Origin of the sequence: Nocardia sp. NPDC005998 (assembly GCF_040614395.1) — a bacterium.
Taxonomy (GTDB): domain Bacteria; phylum Actinomycetota; class Actinomycetes; order Mycobacteriales; family Mycobacteriaceae; genus Nocardia.
Genome location: NZ_JBEXUI010000006.1, coordinates 39813 through 64458 on the forward strand (window position 1 = coordinate 39813; position 24646 = coordinate 64458).

Genomic DNA, 24646 nt, shown 5'->3' on the forward strand with positions numbered 1-24646 from the left:
GTAATCCCTAAAGTGCTCCCCACCCAGCGCTTACTCAGAAGCATCGCATGGTCAGACGCCGATCGTTACCGCATTGGCCGCTTGTTCACGCTGACGATCCACCCGCGTTTCCCGGCTTATCACCTGCGCTCAGGGGTTTCGAGCAGCTCAGCGAGCCTGGGACCGATCTCGTCCAACGCTTCGGCCGAGGTCATCAACTCGTGCGTCACCCCGATCGGGCGATCGATGATCTCACCAGAAACGAAAGGCTGCCAGTCGGCGGGGGTGCGATCGGCGCGCGCCTCGGCATCACCGGTGGCGCTGAAGAACTCGAGTCGCCCTTGGAACACCTGTGGTCGGTATTCCGATTCCAGTTCGACTGTGCGCATCGCCGTGCGGTAGATCAGCCGCAGCCGATCCGATGTCAGCACGTCCAGGCCCTCACCGATGACCATCGCCTCCAGTGCGGCCAGCGCCTCGTCGCCGATTTCCTGCAGGTTCTCCGCCTCGGGCAGTGCCGCCGGGTCCAACCCCAATTCGGTGAAGGCCTGGCGGATCTGGGTCCGGAAATCGGTGAAGTCGCCGCCGGGGTAGGCGTCGAGGATCGCCAAGAGGTCGACCTGCGCACCATCGGCCTGCAGCCGAGTCGCCACCGCGTGCGCCAGTTTGCCGCCGAGCGACCAGCCCAGCACCCGGTAGGGCCCCTGCGGCTGCACCGCTCGGATCTCGGCGACATAGCGACCGACGATCTCGTCGATCGAACCTGGCTGATAGTCGTCCTCGGAGAGCGCGGGCGACTGGATGCCGAGGATCGGCTGATCGGCCGGGAGCACCCTGGCCAATCCGGCGTAGGACCACGACAGTCCGGCCAGCGGGTGCACACAGAACAGCGGCGCCCTGGTGCCCGCGGCGCGGATGGGGAGTATCACGCCGAGTGCGGCCGCGGAACTGGACTCGAAATCGTGTTCGTCTTCGAGTACCGCGATGATCTGCTTGGCGATGCCGAGAACCGTTGGCTCGGTGAAGAACCAGGCGACCTTGATCTGCGCGCCGGTCAGTTTGCGCAGGCGGCTGACGACCTGGGCGGCCAGCAGCGAGTTACCGCCGAGGCTGAAGAAGTCGTCGTCGATGCCGACTCGCTCGACGCCGATGACCTCGGCGAAGACATCGGCGACGGTGGCCTCGAGCGGGTTCGATGGCGCACGGAATTCCCGTACCGCGAAGACGGGTTCGGGCAGTGCGCGGCGATCGAGCTTGCCATTGGGGTTCAGCGGCATGACCTCGAGCACCACAATGGCCGCGGGGACCATATAGGACGGCAGTTGCTCGGCCAGCTGGCTCCGCAGTACCTCGGCATCGACCGTGGCACCGTTGGCGGGCACGACATAGGCGACCAGCTGATCGCCGGTCCGCGCATCCGCACGCACCAGCGCCACCGCCTGGGCCACCGAATCGTGTGCGGTGAGCGCCGTTTCGACCTCGCCGAGCTCGATGCGCAGACCACGCAGCTTGACCTGGAAGTCGGTGCGACCGAGGTAGCCGATCGAGCCGTCGGCATTGCGCGTGACCAGGTCACCGGTGCGGTACATGCGGGCGCCCGGCGCGCCGAACGGGTTGGCCACGAAGCGATCCGACGTCAGGTCGGTGCGACCGGCGTAACCGCGCGCCAATTGCGCACCGGCCAGGTACAGCTCACCCGCGACACCCGATGGCACCGGGTGCAGACGCGAATCCAGCACGTACGCCTGGGCATTCCATACCGGCAGGCCGATGGGCACCGCACCCTGGATCTCGGCGGCGACCGGACTGTGGGTTGCGTGTACGGCGAATTCGGTTGGGCCGTACAGATTGTACAGCTCGGCCGAACTCACCTTGCGAATCGCCTGTACCGCGTCGGCGGTGAAGGCCTCACCGGCGATGAGCAGGGTGCGTAGCGAGGTCAGTGCGGAGCCATCGACGGCGCCCGCGAAGACGGTGAGCATCGAGGGCACGAACGAGGTCATGGTGACCCGTTCGGCCGCAATGACTTCCGCCAGGTACTGCGGGTCACGGTGGCCATCCGGGCTCGCGACGACGATCCGGCCACCGGTGGACAGGGGACCGAACAACTCCCACACCGAGACGTCGAATGTCGCCGGAGTCTTGAACAGCACGATGTCATCGGCACCGATGCCGTATTCGCCGGTGATCCAACGGATCTGGTTCACCACCGCCGAATGCGGCACGGCCACACCCTTCGGGCGACCGGTCGAGCCGGAAGTGAAGATGACGTACGCCGGGTTGCTCGGCCGCAAGGGTGCGATCCGCTCGGCGTCGGTGATCGGCTGATCCGGGTATCCGGACAGGTCGAGCTCATCGAGCGTCAATGTGGGCAGCGCACCGCCGTCGAAATCGTCCCGGGTGGTCGTCAGCACGCACACCGGCGCGGCCGAATCGAGCACATGGCCGATCCGCTCCGCGGGCTGGTCGAGGTCGAGCGGCACATACCCGCCACCGGCCGCATGCACCGCATACGCCGCGACCACGAGATCGACCGAACGCCGCAGACCGAGCGCCACCAGCTTTTCCGGGCCGACGCCGGCTTCGATGAGTCGACGCGCCAGCCGGTGCACGCGCGCACCGAATTCGGCATATGTCAGCGTCGCGGAGCGACTCGTTGAGGGGTAGTGGTCGGGCGACGGGTGGGCCAGCGATGAGGGGTGGTGGTCGGCCGACGAAGCACTCGTCGCCGGGTCCACGATCGCGACCGCGTACGGCGTGTTCGCCGCCTGCCTGGCGAACTCGTCCACCAGCGTGCCGACCGCACCCAGCTCACGGCTGGTGTCGTTCCACCGCCACAGCACCGCCGCCCGCTCGGTATCGCTGAGCAGATCGATATCGCCCACCGGCGCGTCCGGCCGGGCGACGATCTGCTCCAGCAGACCGACGAACCGGTCCGCGAAGCCCTGCACGGTGGCATCATCGAAAAGATCCCTGGCGAAGGACAATTCGGCAGCCATACCCGCATCCGCGTCCGGCGCGGCCTCCTGAATGGTCAGCGACAGATCGAATTTCGCGGTATCGATCGCCAGATCGACCGCGCCGATCCGCAGGCCCGGCAGCTCGAACGAGCTGTCCGGCAGATTCTGGAATGACAGCATCACCTGGAACAGCGGATGCCGTGCCGTCGACCGCACCGGATTCAGCAGGTCGACCAGCCGCTCGAACGGAATATCGGCGTGCGCGAAGGCCTGCAGATCGGCATCCTTCGTCCGCGCGAGCAGCGCATCGAAACTCAGCTCGCCCGACACCTCGCTGCGCAGCACCAGGGTATTGACGAACATGCCGATCACATCGTCGAGTTCGGCCTCACCGCGACCGGCGACCGGGGTGCCGACGGCAATATCGTCGGTACCGGACAGCCGCGCGAGCAGCACCGCAAGCGCCGCGTGCACAACCATGAACATGGTTGCGTTATTGGCGCGGGCGAGTTCGCGCAGCCCGCCGTGCAGTTCGGTGCCGATCGGGAAGACGACCCGTCCACCGCGGAAGGACTGTGTCGTCGGACGCGGCCGATCCGCGGGGAGATTCAGCTCGTCCGGCAGGCCAGCCAGCGTGTTTCGCCAGTATTCGGCCTGTGCGCTGATCACACTGTCCGGATCGGCCTCCGATCCGAGCACCTCGCGCTGCCAGATGCTGAAATCGGCGTACTGCACCGGCAGCGGCGCCCAGGCCGGACTCGCACCGGCCGAGCGGGCGGCGTAGGCGATCATCAGATCGCGGGTGAGCGGGCCCATGGACCAACCGTCCGCGCTGATGTGATGTGCCACCAGCACGAGTACATGCTCTGTGTTGTTTCCAGCGACCTGCGAGCCGTCGCTAGCGGTGTTGTTTCGAGCGACCTGCGAGCAGTCGCCAGCGGCGGCCTGCTCGACCCGGAAGAGCTTGGCCCGCACGGGCACTTCGGTCGTCACATCGAATCCGGCCGAGGCCGTCGCAATGACCTGCGCGGGCAATTCGTCGACACCGATCTCGACCGGCGTCAGATCCGGCACCGCCTGTTCGGCGGGCACGATCAGCTGCACCGGACCGTCATCGGTCTGCGGATAGACGGTGCGCAGTACCTCGTGCCGTTCGATCAGATCGACAACGGCCAGTTCCAGCGCGGCCAGATCCAGCGCACCGGTCAGGCGCACCGCGGCCGGAATATTGTTCACCGCCGAGGAAGGATCGAGCTGATTGAGGAACCACATCCGCTGCTGGGCCATCGACAGCGGAATCTGTTCCGGGCGCGGCCCGGCCGTCAGCGCCTTGCGACCGCCGGATCCGGCGTGCTGCTCGATCTTGACCGCGAGCCCGCCGACCGTCGAGGTCTCGAACAGGGCGCGCACCGGCACTCGGCCGCCGATCGCGGCACCGAGCCTGGCCACCACCTGGGTGGCGATCAGCGAGTTGCCGCCGAGTGCGAAGAAGTCGTCGTCGACGCCGACCCGGTCGATGCCGAGCACATCGGCGAAGACGCCCGCCACGATCTCCTCGACCGGCGTTGCCGGGGCGCGGAATTCGCGGCTGGTGAAACTGGGTTCCGGCAGCGCCTTGCGATCCAGCTTGCCGCTGGTGTTCAGCGGGAAGGCGTCGAGCGCCACGATGGCGGCAGGGATCATGTACGGCGGCAGGGTTTGTGCGATCGAGGTCAGCAGTTCGGCCTGATCGATTTCGTGACCTGGCGCGGGCACGGCGTACGCGACCAGCTGGTCACCCAGCGCCGATGGCAGCACCACCGCGACGGATTGGCTCACCGAAGCCTCGGCCAGCAGCGCGGTTTCGATCTCACCGAGCTCGATGCGCTGGCCGCGGAACTTGACCTGGAAGTCGGTGCGTCCGATGTAGTCGAGCACACCGCCCGCCGCGGTCTCCCGCCAGCGGACCAGGTCGCCGGTGCGGTACATGCGGGTGCCGTCGCCGAACGGGTTGGCCACGAACCGATCGGCGGTCAGATCGGGTCGGCGCACATAGCCGCGCGCCAGCTGGTCTCCGGCCAGGTACAGCTCGCCAGCGACACCCGCCGGCACCGGCCGCAGCCGCGAATCCAGCACGTACACCTGGGTATTCCACTGCGGCAGACCGATCGGGACGCCGGGGCGGTCGGTGCCGCGCGCCGCCCAGTAGGTCACCGAGACCGCGGCCTCGGTCGGGCCGTAGAGGTTGTGCACCCTGGCCTCGGACATCGCGCGCACCGCGTCGACGGTCTCCGGTGGCAGTGCCTCACCGATCACGAAGATGTCCCGCAGCGTCGGGCAGGTGCCCGCCGGGGTATGCGCGGCGAAGACCGTCAGCATCGAGGGCACGAAGTCGGTGACCGTCACGCCCTGCGCGGCAATGGTTTCCGCAACATAGGCCGGGTCGCGGTGGCCGTCGTGGGTGGCGACGACCAGTTTCGCGCCCGTGCGCAGCGGCATGAAATAGCCCCACAGCGAGACGTCGAAGGTCGTCGCGGTCTTCTGCAGGTACACATCGCCGACGCCGAGCGGGTATTCCGCCAGCATCCAGGTGGTCTGGTTGTGGATGGCGGCATGGGAGATCGCGACGCCCTTGGGTCGTCCGGTCGAGCCCGAGGTGAAGATGACGTAGGCCGGATTCTCCGGGCGGACCGGGCGCAGCAGTTCGTCGGCGCGCACCGGGGCCGCGTCGAATCGGTCCAGCTCCAATGCATCCAGGTGCAGCACCGGCGTATCGCCCGGCACCGCAATGGCATCCGCGGTGGTCGTGAGCACGGCCGCGGGCTGGGCGGTATCGAGGATGTGCGCGATCCGGTCGGCCGGATGATCCGGATCGAGCGGCACATATGCGCCACCGGCGGTCACGATGGCGTACATGCCGACGACCAGATCCAATGAGCGTCGAATCGCGAGGCCCACGAGGGATTCGGTGCCGACACCCTGTTCGATCAGCCGTCGGGCCAGCCGGTTGACGCGCTGGTCGAATTCGCGATAGGTGAGCGTCGCGGAGCGACTCGATGAGGGGTGGTGGTCGGGCGACGGGTGGGCGAGCGTCGCGGAGCGACTCGATGAGGGGTGGTGGTCGGGCGACGGGTGGGCGAGCTCGGCGCCTTCGTAGGCCACCGCGATGGCGTCCGGATATTCCGCCACCGCACGGCGGTAACCGTCCAGCAGCAGTTCGGGGGCGACCGGATGGCCGGTCTGGTTCCAGTCCAGCAGGATGCGCTCCCGCTCGGCCGGAGCCAGCAGGTCGAGTTCGCCCACCGGAGAGCCAGGGGCGGCGATGATCCGGCCCAGCAGGCGCACGAAGCGCTCGGCGAAGCCTTCGACGGTCGCCTGATCGAAAAGGTCCCTGGCGTAGACGAATTGGCCCGCGATCCCGGCGGGTACGCCGTGTTCGTCGTAGGCGTCGCTGACGATGAGGTTCAGATCGAACTGCGCCACCTGGGTATCGATGCCGACACCGGAGATGGTCAGACCGGGCAGCTCGAGGGTGGACTGCTCCAGATTCTGGAACGACAGCCCAACCTGGAACAGCGGATGCCGTGCGGTCGAGCGGACCGGGTTGAGGACTTCGACCAACCGCTCGAACGGGATATCCGCGTGCGCGAACGCCTGGATATCGGCCTCGCGCTGGCGTGCGGTCAGTTCGGCGAACGTCGCACCGGCGTCGACTCGGGTGCGGAACACCAGGGTGTTGACGAACATGCCGATCAGATCGTCGAGCGCGGCCTCCCCACGTCCGGACACCGGGGTGCCGATGGCGATGTCATCGGTACCCGACAACCGGGACAGCAGTACGGCGAGTGCGGTGTGCACGACCATGAACAGCGTCGCACCCTCGGCGCGCGCCAATTCGATGAGCGCCCGGTGGGTTTCGGGATCGATGCGCACCTCGGCGGTGCCGCCCGCGAAGGTCTGCGCCGCGGGACGCGGCCGATCCGAGGGCAGATCCAGCTGTTCGGGCAGATCCGCCAGCGCATCGCGCCAGTAGGCGACCTGCTCGGCAGCCAGCGAATCCGGATCGTCCTCGCTGCCGAGCACCTCGCGCTGCCAGATGCTGAAGTCCGCGTACTGCACGGTCAGCGGTGCCCAGCCGGGCGCGGCCGCCGCGGCGCGGGCCGCGTAGGCCATCATCAGATCGCGGGTCAGCGGCGCGACCGAGGAACCGTCGCCGGAGATATGGTGCACCACCATCGCCAGCACATATTCGCTCGTGTCGATGGCGGCGTCCGCGGGGCCCTCCGTGGTTACGCAGGCTACCTCCTCCGGGCCCGTCGCTCCCGCCGCGCCCGCACCGTCGATATCGAAGAGCGCGACCCGGACCGGCACCTCGCTGGTGACATCGAAGATCGTCGAGGTCAGCTCGATGACCGCGGATTCGAGCTCATCCGGCAGCACCTCGCGGACCTCGAGTTTCGGCGCGGCCTGATCCGAGGGCAGGATCAGCTGCACCGGGCCCGCATCGGTCTGCGGGTAAATGGTGCGCAGGATTTCGTGCCGCTCCACCAGATCGGCGACCGCCTGCCGCAGCGCCTCCACATCGAGCGCACCGGTGAGCCGGACCGCGATCGGGATGTTGTAGGCCGCGGAGTCGGTGTCGAACCGGTTCAGGAACCACATGCGCTGCTGGGCCAGCGACAGCGGAATGTGCTGCGGCCGTTCGCCCGCCGCCAGTGCCCTGCGGACCCCGGTTCCGGCGAGCTTTTCGAGCTCGGCGGCCAGTTCGGCCACCGTGGACGCCTCGAAGAGCACCCGAACGGGCACCCGGGTATTCAGTGCCGCGCCCAGGCGCGCCACCAGTTGCGTTGCCAGCAGCGAATTTCCGCCGAGTGCGAAGAAGTCGTCGTCGAGGCCGAGGTAGCGACGGTCGTCCGCGCCGGTGCCGATGCGCAGCACCGCGGCGAAGGTGCTCGCCACGATCTGTTCGGTGTGGGTCTTCGGCGCGCGGAAGGCGACCTGTTCGAAGACCGGTTCCGGCAGCGCCTTGCGATCCAGCTTGCCCACCGGGGTCAGCGGGATCTCGTCGAGTACGACGACCGCCGACGGCACCATATGCGGTGGCAGACTGCGCGCCGCATGGTCGGTGAGCACGCTGGGCTCGACGATCCGGCCGGGCACCGGCAGCACATACGACACGAGAATCGTGACGCCAGCGTCGGTTTGCTTGCCGAGGGTGATCGCGAACTCGACATCGGCGTGCCTGCCGAGGACGGCGTCGATCTCACCGAGTTCGATGCGGTAGCCGCGGATCTTCACCTGGAAGTCCGAGCGCCCGACGTAGTCGAGCACCCACGGAATCGATGGCAGCGCCGCATTGCCCGCCCGCATATCGGGTTCGGCGAACCAGCGCACCACATCTCCGGTGCGGTACATCCGCGCACCCGGCTCGCCCCACGGATTCGGCACGAAGCGCTCGGCGCTCAGACCGGGACGGTTGTGATAGCCGCGCGCCAGTCCGCCACCGGACAGATACAGCTCACCCGCGACGCCGGGCGCCACCGGGTGTAGACGCGAGTCCAGTACCAGCGCCGACATGCCGTGCACCGGGGTACCGATGGTGATCGGCTTACCCGCTTGCAGGGTGCCGTAGGAGGAGATGATGGTGGTTTCGGTCGGGCCGTAGCCGTTGTAATACCGGCGACCCGGCTGCCACTTGGCCAACAGCTCCGGCGTGGTGACATCGCCACCGACGGACAGCATTTCGAGCTGATCCAACCCGGCCGGATCCACCGTGCCCAGCACCGCCGGAGTGATGATCGCGTGCGTCACCTGCTCGGTGCGCAGCAGCTCACCCAGTTCCGGGCCGCCGATAATGGCCGACGGCACGATCACACAGGTAGCGCCGACCGAAAGGGCGACAAGCCATTCCAATACCGACGGGTCGAAGCTCGGCGAGCAGATGTGCAGGAAACGGTGTTTCGGCTCCAGCCGGTACAGACCGACCGCGTGGTCGACCAGGCCACCGAGTCCGGCGTGGGTCACGGTGACGCCCTTGGGCATACCCGTCGAACCCGAGGTGTAGATGACGTACGCCGGATGCTGCAGCCGCAGTGGCGCGATCCGATCGGCATCGGTGAGCGGAGCGGCGGATCGGCTGGCGCACAACGCATCCGTCTCGGCGTCATCCAGCGCGAGCCACTGCACGTCGTCCGGCAACTGACCGCGGTATTCGGCAGTCGTCAGACCCACAATGGCGGCCGAGTCGGTCAACATGTGCCGCACCCGATCCACCGGATAGTTCGGATCGACCGGCACATGCGCACCACCGGCCTTCGACACCGCCAGAACCGCCGCCACCATCTCATAGGATCGCGGCAAAGCAACCGCCACAAGACTTTCCGGACCGACACCACGCTCGACCAGCACCCTGGCCAACCGCGATGAGAACTCGTCCAACTCGCGATAGCTCACCGAACGACCCCGGTATCGGACGGCCGTGCGATCGGCACCGCGGCGCAGTCCGCGCACCAGCAGATCCGGCAGCAACCCACCGGCCATCACATGGTCCGGCTGCACCTGAGTCAGGAATTTCGCCTCGGATTCGGCGAGCAGCGACAGATCACCCACCGGCAGCTCCGGCCGCGTGGTGATCGCCTCGAGCAGGCGCACGAACCGATCGGCGAATACCCGGATGGTGGACTCGTCGAACAGGTCACGCGCGAAGGAGAATTCGGCGTACATGCCGCCGCCGCTGTCCGCAGTGGCCGCCAGTTCGGTAATGGCAAGCGACAGATCGAATTTCGCGGTATCGATATCGAGCTCGACCGCACCGACCCGCAATTCGGGCAGCTCGAAGGAGTTGTCCGGCAGATTCTGGAAGGACAGCGCCACCTGGAACAGCGGATGCCGCGCCGTCGACCGCTCCGGATTCAGCAGATCGACGAGGCGCTCGAACGGAATATCGGCGTGCGCGAAGGCCTGCAGGTCGCGATCCTTGACCACGGACAGCAGTTCGGCGAAGTTCGCGCTGCCGCGAACTGGGGTCCGCAACACCAGGGTATTGACGAACATGCCGATGACATCGTCCAATTCGGCCGCGCCACGTCCGGCGACGGGAGTGCCGACGGCAATGTCCTCGGTGCCCGACAGGCGCGCCAGGAATACCGCGAGCGCGGTGTGCACGACCATGAAGATGGTCGCGTTCTGCTCGCGGCCGAGCTCCTGCAGCCTGCGGTGCACCCGCGGCTCGACGGTGAAGCCGACGGTGCCACCGGCGAACGACTGTGTCGTCGGGCGGGGCCGATCGGCGGGCAGGTTCAATTCGTCGGGCAGACCCGCCAGCGCGGTGCGCCAGAATTCGGTCTGCGCCGTGATCAGGCTGTCCGGGTCGTCCTCGGAGCCGAGCACCTCCCGCTGCCAGAGACTGAAATCCGCGTACTGCACCGGCAGCGGCTGCCATGCGGGCAGCACACCGGCCGCACGCGCGGCATAGGCCAGCATCAGATCGCGGGTCATCGGTCCCATCGACCAGCCGTCCGCGCTGATGTGATGGGCCACGAAGACCAGCACATACTCGTCCGTCGGTACCTCGGACGCGACGACCTGGAACAGCGCACCGCGCAATGGCACCTGATCGGTGACATCGAATCCGGCCGCGATGATCTCGACGACCTTCGCGCGCAACGCATCCGCCGCGATGGGCTGCGGCGTCAGATCCGGAACCGCCTGCGCCGCGGGCACGATCACCTGATGCGCGATACCGTCCCGGTCGGCCGGGTAGACGGTGCGCAGGGTCTCGTGCCGCTGCACCAGATCGGCGACGGCCTGCTGCAGGGCGGCGATATCCAGGGCACCGGTGAGCCGCACGGCGACCGGCAGATTGTTCACCGCGGATTCGGTATCGAACTGGTTCAGGAACCACATGCGCTGCTGCGCCAGCGACAGCGGAATCTGTTCCGGCCGCGGACCGGCCACCAATGGCACCGCGCGACGCTGACCGGCGCTCGGTGCGATCGCCGCCGCCAGTGCGGCCACCGTCGGCGCCTCGAAGACGGCGCGCACCGGGACGCGGCCGCCGATGGCGGTGCCGAGCCGGGCCACCACGCGGGTGGCGACGAGCGAGTTGCCGCCGAGGTCGAAGAAATCGTCGTCCGCGCCCGCGCGCTCGATGCCGAGCACCTCGGCGAATACCTCGGCGACGGTGCGTTCCAGCGCAGTCGCCGGTTCGCGGTAGGGCCGCCCGATGAACTCCGGTGCGGGCAGCGCCTTGCGGTCGAGTTTGCCGCTGGCATTGAGCGGCAGGGCATCCAGCCAGACGATGGCGGAGGGCACCATGTACGAGGGCAGCGCGGCCCGCGCGTGGTCGAGCAGGGCGTCATCGTCGGTCCGGGCACCGGGGGCGGCCACCACGTAGGCCACCAGCCGATCGCCGGTGCTCCCCTTGACCAGCGCCACCGCCGCACGCTGCACCGCGTCCAGGCCGAGCAGCACCGTCTCGATCTCACCGAGTTCGACGCGCTGACCGCGCAGCTTCACCTGGAAGTCGCTGCGGCCCAGGTATTCCAGCGCATGCGCGCCGTTGCCGGGCACCCAACGCACCACATCGCCGGTCCGGTACAGGCGCTCACCATCGGCGAGCGCGACGAACCGCTCGGCGGTCAGCGCCGGTGCGTTCACATAGCCACGCGCCAACTGCACACCGGCGATATACAACTCGCCGACCGCGCCGACCGGTACCGGCCGCAACTGCCGGTCCAGGACGTGCACTCGGGTATTCGCGACCGAGGTACCGATCGGAATCGCAACGCCCCCATTGACCTCGGCCGGGTAGGCGGTGACGACGGTGGCCTCCGCGGGCCCGTACCAGTTGAACAGGTCCGCATCCGGCAGGAAGCGGGTGAAGCGCGTCGCGGTCTCCGCGGACAGCGCCTCACCGGCGGCGAACACCCGCCGCAACGATGGATGCGCGGTCGTCCCCGCGGGCGCGCCATCGAGGAACGCATCCAGCATCGACGGCACGAAATGCACGGTGCTGACCGAGTATTCGTCGATCACCCGGGCCAGATACGCGGGATCGCGATGTCCGTCCGGTTCGGCGATAACCACCGCGGCACCGGTCTGCAAGGTCCAGAACAGTTCCCACGTCGAGATATCGAAGGTGATCGGCGTCTTGTGCAACACCACATCGCCGGGACCGTGCGGATAGGTGCGCTGCGCCCAACGGAATTGGTTCGCCATCTGCCGGTGGGTGATCGCCACACCCTTGGGCCGACCGGTCGAACCGGAGGTGTAGATGATGTACGCGGTGTTGTCCGGATGCGTCGCCGCGACGGTATCGGCCAGCAGATCGCCGAAGATCAGCGCAGCGGCGGAATCGAGCACGTCCACATGCACCAGCGGTGCGGCGGTCTCGGTGTCGAAGCCGGTCGCGGTCGTGGTCAGCACACAGACCGGAGCCGCACTGGTGAGCACATATTCGCTGCGCTCGGCCGGATGGTCGGGATCGATCGGCACATACGCACCGCCCGCCCGCAGCACACCGTAGATCGCCACAACCATCTCGATGCTGCGCCGCATCGCAACGGCCACCGGCGATTCCGATCCGACGCCGCGACCGGCCAGCTCCCGGGCCAGCTCGCGCGAGCGGGCATCGAGTTCGGCGTAGCTGAGGGTGGTATCGCCGAAGATCACCGCCGGTGCCTCGGGCGTGCGGGCGACCTGCGCATCGAACAGCGTCAGCAGCGTCGAATCATCCAGCAGCTCGGGCACTCGGGTGGCATTGGCGGCGTCGAGCACGGCCCGGTCGGCGTCGGTCAGCGCGTCCACTTCGGCGATCCTGGCGAGCGGATCGCTGAGGAATCGGCCGATCAGCGCCGAGAAGCGCTGTGCGAGGGCCTGTGCCGCCGTCTCGTCGTAGATATCGCGCAGGTATTTGAGGGTGACGTGCATCCGGACATCGGGCACGACCACCACGGTCACCGGATAGTGCGTACCGTTCACCGCGACCGCGCCGGTGATACTCATGCCATCGATCGCGCCCGCCGCCGCGGTCAGCGCCTTGCCGTCGACCGGGAAGGATTCGAAGACCACCAGCGAATCGAAAAGCCCCTCGACGCCGACGATTTCCTGGATCTCACTCAGCCCGACATAGTGATGGTCGAGCAGTGCCGCCTGTTCGGCCTGCAGCTGGCGCAGCAGATCGGCCAGGGTGTCGTCGGCATTCAGCCGCACCCGAACCGGAATCGCGTTGAGGAACAGCCCGACCATGGTCTCGATGCCATCCAGCTGCGGCGGCCGGCCGGAGACGGTGGCGCCGAAGACCACATCGTCGCGGTCCACAGTGCGGCCGATGAGCAGACCCCAGGCGGCCTGGATAACGGTATTGACGGTGACCCCGGCATCGGCGGCCAACCGGCTCAGCGCCTTGGTGTCGTCCTCGGACAGCTCGAAGTCGATTTCGCCTACGCCAGCGGAGATTTCGCGTGCCGGATCGACCGGGGCCAGCGGCGTCGGCTCGGTAATACCGGCCAGCACCTCGCGCCAGGCGGCGCGGGCGGCGCTGTGGTCCTGTGCGCCGAGCCAGGCCAGATAGTCGCGGTAGGAACGGGCCTGCGGCAGCTGGGACGCGTCGCCGCCGAGGACGTACAGGGTCAGCAGATCCTGGGTCAGCAGCGGCATCGACCAGCCATCGATGAGGATGTGATGGCTGGTGACCAACAGGTGGTAGGCATCGGTCGCCGAACGGATCAATGCGAAGCGCAGCAGCGGCGCGGTGCGCATATCGAAGTGGTCGGCCAGATCCGCCGCCATGATCCGGTGCAGTTCGGCGGCGGCGTCGTCCGACCCGAGATGGGTGAGATCGATGGCGCGCCACGGCACTTCGACCGCATCGAGCACGACCTGCACGGGATTGCCATCGGAATCCTCGGCGAAGGCCACCCGCAGGTTGACATGCCGGCCCACCACGGCGACGGCCGCCGCGTGCAGCCGCTCGGTATCGACATCGCCGCCGAGATCGACCATGAACTGGGTCATGTACGCATCGACCGACGATTCGGCCAGCTGCGCGTGGAACAGCATGCCCGACTGCAGCGGGGTCAGCGGCCAGACCTCGGCCAGCTTCGGGTATTCCCGCGCCAGGCGGTCGCTATCGTCCTGCGACAGCTCGACCAGCGGCCCGGTCGCCAACTGCACGTCGGTCTCGGCCGGTGCGCCCATGGTGGCGAGCGGTGCGAGGGCGCCCACCGTGCGCGATTCGAAAACGTCTCGCGGCGTGAAGATCACACCGCGCGCCCTGGCCCGGGACACCACCTGAATGGAGGTGATGCTGTCGCCGCCGAGTGCGAAGAAGTCGTCGTCGAGACCGATGCGCTCGATGCCGAGCACCTCGCCGAGCACCTCGGCAATGGCCCGTTCTATATCCGTCTCCGGCGCCCGGTACTGCTTGGTCTCCAGTACGGGGGCGGGCAGTGCGCGCCGGTCCAGCTTGCCGACCGGGGTCAGCGGAATCGTGTCGAGCACGATAATGGCGGTCGGCACCATATGCGCGGGCAGGGAGCGTTCGGCGAAGGCCGTCAGCTCGTCGGTGTCCACCGCCGCATCGCCCGCCGCGTGCACATAGGACGCGAGAATCGTTGCGCCGGTATCGAGTTTGTGCCCGATGGTGACGGCGAAGTCCACACTGTCGTGTGCGCCGAGCACCGCATCGATCTCGCCGAGTTCGATGCGGAAGCCGCGGATCTTCACCTGGAAGTCATTGCGGCCGATATATTCGATCTCGCCGGAGGCGGTCCAGCGCACCAGGTCGCCGGTGGCGTAGAGCCGAGCACCACTGGGGTCGAACGGATTCGGCACGAAACGCGATGCGGTCAGCGCGGGGCGCGCGTGATAGCCGCGGGCGACCTGTGCGCCCGAGATGTACAGCTCGCCGACCACACCGCTGGGCACCTGATTCAGCCGGTCATCGAGCACATATTCGGTAATGGCCCGGATCGGCCCGCCGATCGTCACGGGCGCACCGGGTGTCAGCGGCGCGCTGATATTGGTCATGATGGTGGTCTCGGTCGGCCCGTAGCCATTGAAGAACTCGCGGGTTCGACCATCCACGATCGGTAGTACCCAGCGCCGCACCAGATCCGGCGGGCAGGCCTCACCACCGGCGACAACAACCCGGAAATCGTCGAGTCCGGTCGGATCGACGGAGGCGAGCGCGGCCGGGGTGATGAACGCGTGCGTCACCCGCTCCCTGCGCAGCAGCGCCGCCAGCTCGTCGCCGCCGAAGATATTCGGCGCGACCACCACCATGGTCGCCGCACCACCGAGCGCGAGCAGCAGCTCGAGCACCGACGCGTCGAATGACGGCGACGCGAAATGCAGTGTGCGCGACTGGTTGGTGACGCGATAGCGCTCCCGCTGTTCAGCACAGAAGCTGGACAGTCCGGCCTGTGTGACGACAACGCCCTTCGGCTTGCCCGTGGAGCCCGAGGTGTAAATGACATAGGCCGGATATTCCGCCCGCACCGCGCGGACCCGGTCCGCATTGGTGATCGCCTCGCTCGAGTATTCCTCCAGGCGCACCGCGAATTCGGGCGTATCGATGACCAGCCACTCGACCCGATCCGGCAGCCGCTGGGCCACCTCGGCGACGGCGAGGCCGAGCACCGCACCGGAATCGGTCACCATATGCGCGACCCGCTCGGTCGGATAGTTGGGATCGACCGGCACGAATCCGGCACCGGTCTTGGCGACCGCCCAGACCGCGACCACCGATTCGAGCGATCGCGGAATGCCAACGGCCACGAGGTCTTCCGGACCGACACCGCGTTCGATGAGCAACCGGGCCAGCCGCGTGGACCGGTCGTCGAGTTCGGCGTAGCTCAGCTGTCCCAGCGTCGCGGTGGCATCGGCGAAGACGACGGCGGTGCCGTCCGGATTCGCCTCGACCGCGGTCGCCATCAGCTGCGGCAGCGTGGTGACCCGCGGCTGCCGGGTCCGGACCGGGCGGGTGCGAGCGGGGCGGGTCACGCGAACATCCCTCCGAGCGACTGCCCGCGGGTCGCGGAATACAACGCTGTCCGCATCAGACCGTGACGCTGATGCGCCCGCTCCTGTCCAAGCACCCGATATCCCGGCACCCCAACCATAGGAACTTTCCTCACCTCGCCCATCGTCACTTCGCCAACCGGTCGCCGCCGGTGTCGACCTGTGCGCACACAGGCCAATGGATCTTCTGCGTGGAAGATCAACTCGGGTCGCCCGGCCTCTGGACGCCCAGCAGCGCACCGACTTCGACGACGGCCGCGACGGCGCCGAATTCCGGCGCGGGCGCGCCATCGTCGAGCACCACGGCTTGTAGATCCTCCAGCCCCGTCACATCGACGGTTCCGAGGCCGGAACGATCGATGAACAGATGCGTCACCCATTCGTCGGCCAACAGTGCCGACAGCGTTACGCTGTCCAGCTCACCGCCCGCCGTCAGCACCACCGACGCACCGTTCTCACCGGCCGCGACGACCTCCAGCAGCGCAGCCGCGGAATCCGCGCGGCCATACCGGAACAGACGCGATTCGAAGGTCAGCTCGGTGCGCGCCCGCAGTCGCTTGGTCGCCAGCGCGATGTCGTTGTAGGACAGCGTCACCCCGGCCACGAAGGCCGGATCCTCACCGCGCAGCGCCTGGGTCCGGTTCGCATAGGTCACCGGTCGCGGCGATTCGGCGGCGATCGCACCGAGTACGGCCGGATCGTCGAGGGCGAGCCAGTCGATGCCGCCGGTATCGATGGGAGCGTGGCCGATGGTCAGGCCGACCTTGATTTCCAACCCGTCGGGCAGTGCCGCGCTGCGGGCACTCGCCAGCGGTGGTCCGTCGAATGCGGTGACCGGGGCCAGTGCGGCACCCGCCTTGAGCACCGCCCAGGCGGCGACCACCGCGTCCACACTCCGATCGAGCCGGATCGCGACACCGGTGCGCGGCCCGCAGCCACGGGCGATCAGCACCCGCGCCAGTCGCGAGGACCTGGCGTCGAGCTCCTGGAAGGACACGGCGTCCTCCCCGAAGACCACCGCGGGCCCGTCCGGATCGTCCTCCACCGCGGCGGCCAGCGCCTGGGTCAGCGCCGCACCGCTGGTGACCGGAACACCGTCGGCGGCCTGCTCCAGCGCGCTGTCCGGTGCGGCCGCGCCGCGATCGCGCTCGGCCGCATCGAGGATATCGATATCGCCGACGCTGACCTGCGCATCCGCCACCACGGCGGTGCAGATGCGGGTCAGCCTGCGGCCGAACGCCTGCACCGTCGACTCGTCGAAAAGGTCCGTCGCGTAATTGAATACCGCGACCAGCTCACCTGGTGCACCGTCCTCGCGATGGCGCGGCTCGATGGTCAGCTGCAGATCGAACTTCGCCGCGACGGCGCCGGTATCCAGTGCCGCAACTGTGAGACCGGGCAGTTCCAACCGCGGCGGCTCGATATTGTCGAACGACAGCACCACCTGGAAGAGCGGATTGTGCGAGGTCGCGCGGTTCGGCAGCACCACCTCGACCACCCGCTCGAACGGGATATCGGCATTGCCGAAGGCCGAAAGATCGGTTTCGCGAACATGTTCGACGAGGGCGTCGAAGGTGGTCGCCGATTCGGTCGCGGTGCGCAGCGCCAGGGTGTTGACGAACATACCGACCAGATCATCGAGCGCGCGCTCGCCACGGCCGGCGATCGGGGTGCCGATCGTAATATCGGAGCTGCCCGACAACCGCGCGAGCAGCACCGCGAGCGCGGCGTGCACGACCATGAACAGCGACGAATTGTGTTCGCGGGAAATGCGGATCAACCCGGCGTGCACCTCGGGCGAGAGGGTGAAACCGGTCGACGCGCCGCGCATGGACGGCACCGCGGGGCGCGGCCGGTCCAGTGGCAGCTCCAGCGCGCCGGAATGTCCGGCCAGCTGTTCGCGCCAGTAGGCCAATTGCTGTGCGGCCACCGAATTCTCGTCGTCATCGCTGCCGATGACCTCGCGCTGCCAGAGCGCGAAGTCGGCGTACTGCACCTCGAGCGGTGTCCAGGTCGGGACATTGCCCGCACAGCGCGCGGCGTAGGCGAGCATCAGATCGCGGGCCAGCGGGGCCATCGAGGCGCCATCGGCCGAAATGTGGTGCACCACCATGGCCAGCAGATGCCGGTTCGGAGCCAAATGATCGGCACTAGCGCCGCGCAGCAGCGCGCCGCGCACCGGAACCTGTTCGGTCACATCGAATCCGGTCGACATCAGCTCGGTGATGCGCACAATGGGTTCGGTGGTCGACTCGACCGTGAGCCCGCCCGGCCAGGCCTCGGCGACCGGCAGGATCTGCTGGTACGGCAGCCCACCCGGACCCGTCGCCGGGTAGCGGGTACGCAGCGCCTCGTGCCGTTCCAGCACATCGGCGACCGCATCGCGCAGCGCCTGCACATCGAGCGCACCGGTCAGACCGATGGCCAGCGGGATGTTGTAGGCCGCCGAGCGGGTATCGAACTGGTTGAGCACCCACATGCGCTGCTGGGCCAGCGACAGCGGCACCCGCTCGGGACGCACCGACGCAACCAGCGGCGCACGGGAACCGTTCGACGAACCGGGCACGATCCGGGCGGACAGCGCCGCGACGGTCGAGGCCTCGAAGAGTTCGCGCACCGAGACATTCGCGTCCAGCGCCTCATTGATCCGGCTGACCGCCCTGGTGGCCAGCAGCGAATTGCCGCCCAGACCGAAGAAGTCGTCGTCGAGGCCGACATCGCGCACACCGAGCAGTCCGCCGAACACGCTGGCAACGGCCTGTTCGATGGGCGTCTGCGGGGCACGGTAGGTGACGCCGCTGACGAATTCCGGTGCGGGCAGCGCCTTTCGGTCCAGTTTGCCGTTCGGGGTCAGCGGCAGTGCGTCCAGTACGACGATCGCGTCGGGAACCATATAGCTGGTGAGGAATTCGGCAACGGCGGCACGCAGTTCGGTGTCGTCCAATTGCGCATCGGCCTCGGCCACCACATATCCGACCAGCCGGTCACCGGCGTGCTCGTCGGAGCGCACCAGCACGACGGACTGGCTGACCCCGGACTGAGCGAGCAGCGCCGCCTCGATCTCACCGAGTTCGATACGGAAGCCGCGCAACTGCACCTGCTGGTCGCTGCGACCGGCGTATTCGAGATTCGCCTGACCACCGAAGCCGGCCCAGCGGCCGAGGTCGCCGGTGCGGTACATGCGCGAGCCCGGCGCCCCGAACGGATTGGCCACGAAGCGGGTCGCGGCGAGTCCGGGCCGACCGAGGTAGCCGCGGGACAGCTGCGCACCGCTGACATAGATTTCGCCGGCCACCCCGACCGGAGCCGGATGCACGCGATCGTCGAGCACATAGCTCTCCAGGCCGGGCAGCGCGCGGCCGATGGCACTGGCCGGATTCTCGGCAAGCTGCTCGTCCAGCGCCAGGAACGACACGTGCACCGTGGTTTCGGTGATGCCGTACATATTGACCAGCCACGGCGCGTTGTAGGGGTGCCGCTCGTACCAGCGCCGCAGCTGCCGCAGATCCAGTGCCTCGCCGCCGAATACGACATAGCGCAATGCGAATTTGCCCTGATCGCCCGCGTGCGAGGCGCGGTCGGCCTCGGCGAGCTGGTAGAACGCCGACGGCGTCTGGTTGAGCACCGTGACCTGTTCGCGAATCAGCAACTCGCGGAACTGTTCCGGGGAGCGGGAGGTCAGATAGTCGACGACCACGACGGTGCCGCCATTGGCGAGCGCGCACCACAGTTCCCACACCGAGAAGTCGAAGGCGAAGGAGTGGAACAGCGTCCACACATCGGTCTCGTCGAATTCGAACATCAACTGGGTATTGGCGAACAGCTCCACCACATTGCGGTGGGCCACACCGACGCCCTTCGGCACACCGGTGGAGCCCGAGGTGTAGATGACGTAGGCCAGATTGTCCGGACGCAGCCGGGCCGTGCGCTCGATATCGGTGATCGACGATTCGCCGAAGCCCGCGGTGTCCTCCAGCAGCACGATCGGCAGCTCCGTCGCCGGAATATCGGCCATCAGATCGGCGGTGGTCAGCACGCAGGTCGGCTGGGCGTCGGTGAGCATGAACTCGAGCCGCTGCGCCGGGTAGGTGGTGTCGATCGGCAGGTATCCGGCGCCGGCGGTGAGCACACCGAGCAGTGCAGTGGGCAGCTGTTCGGTCCGCCCCACGGCAACGGCCACCAGCGATTCCGGCCCGGCGCCGCGCGCCATCAGCGCCCGCGCCACCCGGTTCGCGCGCCGCTGCAGTTCACCGAAACTCAGTGCGGTATCGCCGAATCGGACCGCGATCGCATCCGGACGGCGGCGCGCCTGCTCCTGGATGAGGTCGACCAGGGTCACGTCGGGCACCGTCGCCCCGTCCGAATTCCATTCGTGCAGAACCAGCTCGCGCTCGCCGGGGGCGAGCAGGTCGATATCGCCGAGCACCGCGTCGGAATCGGCCGCCACCGCGGACAGTACGCGCAGGAAGCGATCGGCGAAGTCCTGCACGGTCGCGGCGTCGAACAGATCGGTGGCATAGGTGAAGGTCGCCGACATCCCCTGCTGGTCGGCATTTTCCGCGATCTCCAGCTGCAGATCGAACTTCGCCAGCGATACCGCGTGATCCACGCTCGACACGGTCAGCCCCGGCAGCTCCAGTTCGGTGCGCGCCAGATTCTGGAATACCAGCATCACCTGGAACAGCGGATGCCGAGCCGCCGAGCGCACCGGATCCAGCAGCTCGACCAGCCGCTCGAACGGCACATCGGCATGGCCGAAGGCCGCGACGTCGGTCTTGCGCACCGCGCGCAGCAGCTCGTCGAAGGTCATGGCGGGATCGATCTCGGTCCGCAACACCAGGGTGTTGACGAACATGCCGATCAGATCGTCCAGCGCCGCCTCGCCACGACCGGCCACCGGGGTGCCCACCGCGATGTCGCGGGTGCCCGACAGCCGGGCGAGCAGCACCGCGAGCGCCGCGTGCACGACCATGAAGAGCGTCGAATTATGCTCGTGCGCAAGCTGATTCAGTCGGGCGTGGACGTCCGGGCCGACCTCGAAGGCGATGACGGCACCCTGGTTGGACGCGGCGGCCGGACGTGGTCGATCCGCGGGCAGATCCAATTGTTCCGGCAGCGCGGCCAATTCGTTGCGCCAGTAGGCGATCTGCTGGGCGAGGACCGATTCCGGATCGTCCTCGCTGCCCAGGGTTTCGCGCTGCCAGATGGTGTAGTCGGCGTATTGCACAGCGAGCGGCGGCCACTCCGGCCGTCCGCCGCGCACCCGATCGGAATAGGCCGACATCAGATCCCGGGCCAGCGGGCCGAGCGAGAAACCGTCCGCCGCGATGTGGTGTACCACGCAGACCAGCACGTATTCGGATTCGTCGAGTTGGAACAGCCGCAGGCGCACCGGCGGCGCGGTCGTGACATCGAATCCGGCCAGCACCTCGGCGATGATCAGATCCGAAAGTTCCGGTGTGGCCGCGCTGGTCACCGCGAGTTCCAGCACCGCGCGCGCATCGCCCGCGGGCAGCACGACCTGGAAGCCCTCGCCGTCGATCTCCGGGTAGATGGTGCGCAGCACCTCGTGCCGCTCGACCAGATCGCGCCCCGCGGCCCGCAGGGCATCGATATCCAGTCGCCCGGACAGCCGCACCGCGAGCGGAATGTTGTTGACCGCGCTCGCGGCATCGAAGCGGTTCAGGAACCACATCCGCTGCTGTGCGTAGGACAGCGGAATCCGGTCGGGGCGGGTCTGCGCGGTGAGCGCCCGGCCGCTGGCCGAACCCGCATGCTGCTCAACCCGTTCGGCCAGCACCGAGACCGTGGACGCCTCGAAGATCACCTGCACCGGCACCCGCACGTCGAGTGCGAAACCGATGCGCGCGGCCGCCTGTGCGGCCAGCAGCGAATTGCCGCCGAGTTCGAAGAAATCGTCATCCGCGCCGACGCGCGCATCCTGCGCACCACCGAGCAGCAGGGCCGCGAAGACCTCGGCGACGATCTCCTCGACCGGTGTCGAGGGCGCACGGAACTGCCGCGCCGCGAAGACCGGTTCGGGCAGCGCCGCCCGGTCCACCTTGCCGACCGGGGTGAGCGGAATCTCATCCAGCACCATGATGGCGGCCGGAATCATGTAGTCGGGCAACGACTCCCCGATATGGTCCGCCAGCGCACCGGTATCGACGGTGCTACCGGCGCGCGGCAGCACATAGGACACCAGCGCGGTCGTGCCCGAGGGCAGGGTCTTGCCGAGGGTGGCCGCGAAGTCGACATCCGGATGGGCGGTGAGCACATTGTCGATCTCGCCGAGTTCGATGCGCAGGCCGCGAATCTTGACCTGGAAATCGGAGCGGCCCAGATACTCCAGCACACCGGCGTCGGTGCGCCGCACCAGATCTCCGGTGCGGTACAGGCGCGCACCCGGGTTATCGGCCTCCGTGCCGAAGGGACTGGCCACGAAGCGCTCCGCGGTCAGCTCCGGGCGGCCGAGATAGCCCTGTGCGAGCACCGCACCCGAGACGTAGAGCTCACCGACGACACCCGCGGGGACCGGACGCAAGCGGGAATCGAGAATGAACGCGCCGACGCCCGAAATTGCGGAGCCGACGGTGACGGGCTCACCGGGCACCAGCGCCGCGGTGCTGGTGACCATGACGGTCGCCTCGCTCGGCCCGTACGCATTGAACATGGACCGGCCGTGATCGCCCCAGCGCGCCACCAGATCTGCGCCGAGCCGGTCGCCACCGGCCACCACGACCTGCAGATCATCGAGATCGTCGGTATCGAGCGATTCCAGCGCACCGGGCGTGATCAGCAGATGGCTGACCTGTTCGCGGCGCAGCAGATCGGCGAGTTCGACACCGCCGAATACCGTCGGCGGCGCGATGACCAGCGTCGCACCCACCGAGAAGGTGAACAGCGTCTCCATCAGCGAGAAGTCGAAGCTGGGCGAACTCAGATGTGACACGCGCGCATCGGCGTCGATCAGATAATGCTCACCGACCGCCGCCAGACCGGCCAGACCGGTGTGGGTGACCGCGACCCCCTTCGGCTTACCGGTGGAACCCGAGGTGTAGATGACATAGGCGGGGTGCTGTTCATTCACCACGCGCACCCGGTCCGCATAGGAGACCGGATGGTCCGGCCGGGCGGCGATCCGCTCGGATACCACCGGATCATCCAGTTCGATCCAATAGGTCGAGGTGCCCAGCTTGGCCCGATGTGCCTTGGTGGTCAGGCCGAATTCGGCGCCCGAATCGGTCACGATGTGCTCGATCCGGTCCGGCGGATAGTTGGGATCGACCGGCACATAGGCCGCGCCCGTCTTCGCGATCGCCCAGAGCGCGACGATCGATTCGACCGAACGGGTAATGCCCATCGCGACGAAATCGCCCGCGCCGACCCCGCGCTCGATCAGCTCGCGCGCCACCCGCGAGGAGGCGGCGTCGAGTTCACGGTAGGTGAGTTCACGCTGATCGGCCGCATCGCCGGACGGATTGAACCGCAGCGCGACCGAAGTCGCCGCGGACTCCACCGCGGCGGTGAGCAGCTGCGCGAACAGCGGGCTGCCCGACCTGCGGCGACGACTACCACGGGCGGAACGGCGGGCAGTTTCCATTCGAGTGCATTTACCTCTCGCGTCGAGCTAGGACCTGCCCCACCCTCCTTGGAGGGCATCACCGGGGCCGCAGTCCGAGCCATCATATAAGCCTGCAGCATGCACGGTCGCGCCCGCGCCGCATGGGCGCAGACGTGACAGATGTGTATCGGTCTCAGACGGTCGATGTTGCGATGCGCCCCCATCTCAGTGAACTACGTCACATAACAGGTATACGTCTCCGACGCGTATTCCTCCATTGAAAAATCACACCTCACTTCATTCGTTGAGCCACCGCTCGATCTGATCGAGGTCTGCGGTCGAATAGATATTCGCGCCGTCTTCGGCGTCGAGCAGCATCCAGTCGTACGGCGCCCTGGACGCGCGTTCGAGCCGATATCCCACACGCCCGGCTCGCGCGGTGAGTTGTCGAATCCGCACCGATATGGAATCAGTTGGTTCCGGCTGAAGCCGCCTGTCGTCGCTCATCGAACGAACCGCCCTCGTGAATTCCTCAGGGGCGGTGCAACTTCCGCCCAGTACCCATGCCGAATCGCGTCCCATAACCGCGAGAGCTCGGGAAAGCGCTCTCGCATCTGCACCAGGTCCGGGGCCGAAGCCACCATGAACGAAACCAGGGGTTTCTCGGCCCCGCTGCGTACCAGCGTTATCCGAATGCGGTACTGGTCTACCTGCCACTCGGCCGACCAGCCGTCTACCTCGGTGCGATGCTCGCTCCCGGCCACCTCTATCGGGCTCGCGAGTCGTACGGATCGCACGCCAGGGTCTCGAGCCCCTCCAGCACCTCACGCAACGTGCCCGGTGAGTGGCCGCCGGGCGGTAGTGCGGCGATCTCGGCCGCTATTGAGTAATCGATACCTCTCGCGGCGGCACGTTCACGCGGGCTCATCGACTGCGGAACCAACCGCCCGGCGAGCACGAGCGTCTGATACGCCGCCGCCTTCCACACGCACCGGTCGATACGGCACGCACGATGCCGTTGCCACAGACCATGCGCCAACGTCACGTCCACGGCATCGCACAGCGGCGGCGCGGCAACGAGTATCTGTCGCCCGGTCATGCCGCCGGATCCGTTTCATACGCCAACATCGTTGGGAGACAC

General features: G+C 67.6%; 4 protein-coding genes. All 4 read right to left on the bottom strand.

Annotated elements, in window-relative coordinates; translation table 11 throughout:
- Positions 1-119: 119 nt before the first annotated feature.
- On the bottom strand, positions 120-15923 hold the full coding sequence (locus tag ABZ293_RS11765) for an amino acid adenylation domain-containing protein (RefSeq protein ID WP_355179689.1): 15804 nt from the start codon (positions 15921-15923) through the stop codon (positions 120-122).
- A 217-nt stretch (positions 15924-16140) separates the two neighbouring features.
- Positions 16141-23544, bottom strand: a complete 7404-nt coding sequence (locus ABZ293_RS11770; RefSeq protein ID WP_355179691.1) for an amino acid adenylation domain-containing protein — start codon at positions 23542-23544, stop codon at positions 16141-16143.
- A gap of 258 nt (positions 23545-23802) precedes the next feature.
- On the bottom strand, positions 23803-24012 hold the full coding sequence (locus tag ABZ293_RS11775; RefSeq protein WP_355179693.1) for a hypothetical protein: 210 nt from the start codon (positions 24010-24012) through the stop codon (positions 23803-23805).
- Positions 24013-24271: 259 nt separating this feature from the next.
- A complete protein-coding gene (locus tag ABZ293_RS11780; protein ID WP_355179695.1) occupies positions 24272-24604 on the bottom strand; it encodes a hypothetical protein in 333 nt (110 codons plus the stop codon).
- Between the last annotated feature and the right edge of the window lie 42 nt (positions 24605-24646).

Bases quoted from the DNA above. Each gene is read 5' to 3' on its own strand.
- ABZ293_RS11770 (WP_355179691.1), bottom strand. From the start codon at position 23,544: ATGGAAACTGCCCGCCGTTCCGCCCGTGGTAGTCGTCGCCGCAGGTCG.
- ABZ293_RS11775 (WP_355179693.1), bottom strand. From the start codon at position 24,012: ATGAGCGACGACAGGCGGCTTCAGCCGGAACCAACTGATTCCATATCG.
- ABZ293_RS11780 (WP_355179695.1), bottom strand. From the start codon at position 24,604: ATGACCGGGCGACAGATACTCGTTGCCGCGCCGCCGCTGTGCGATGCC.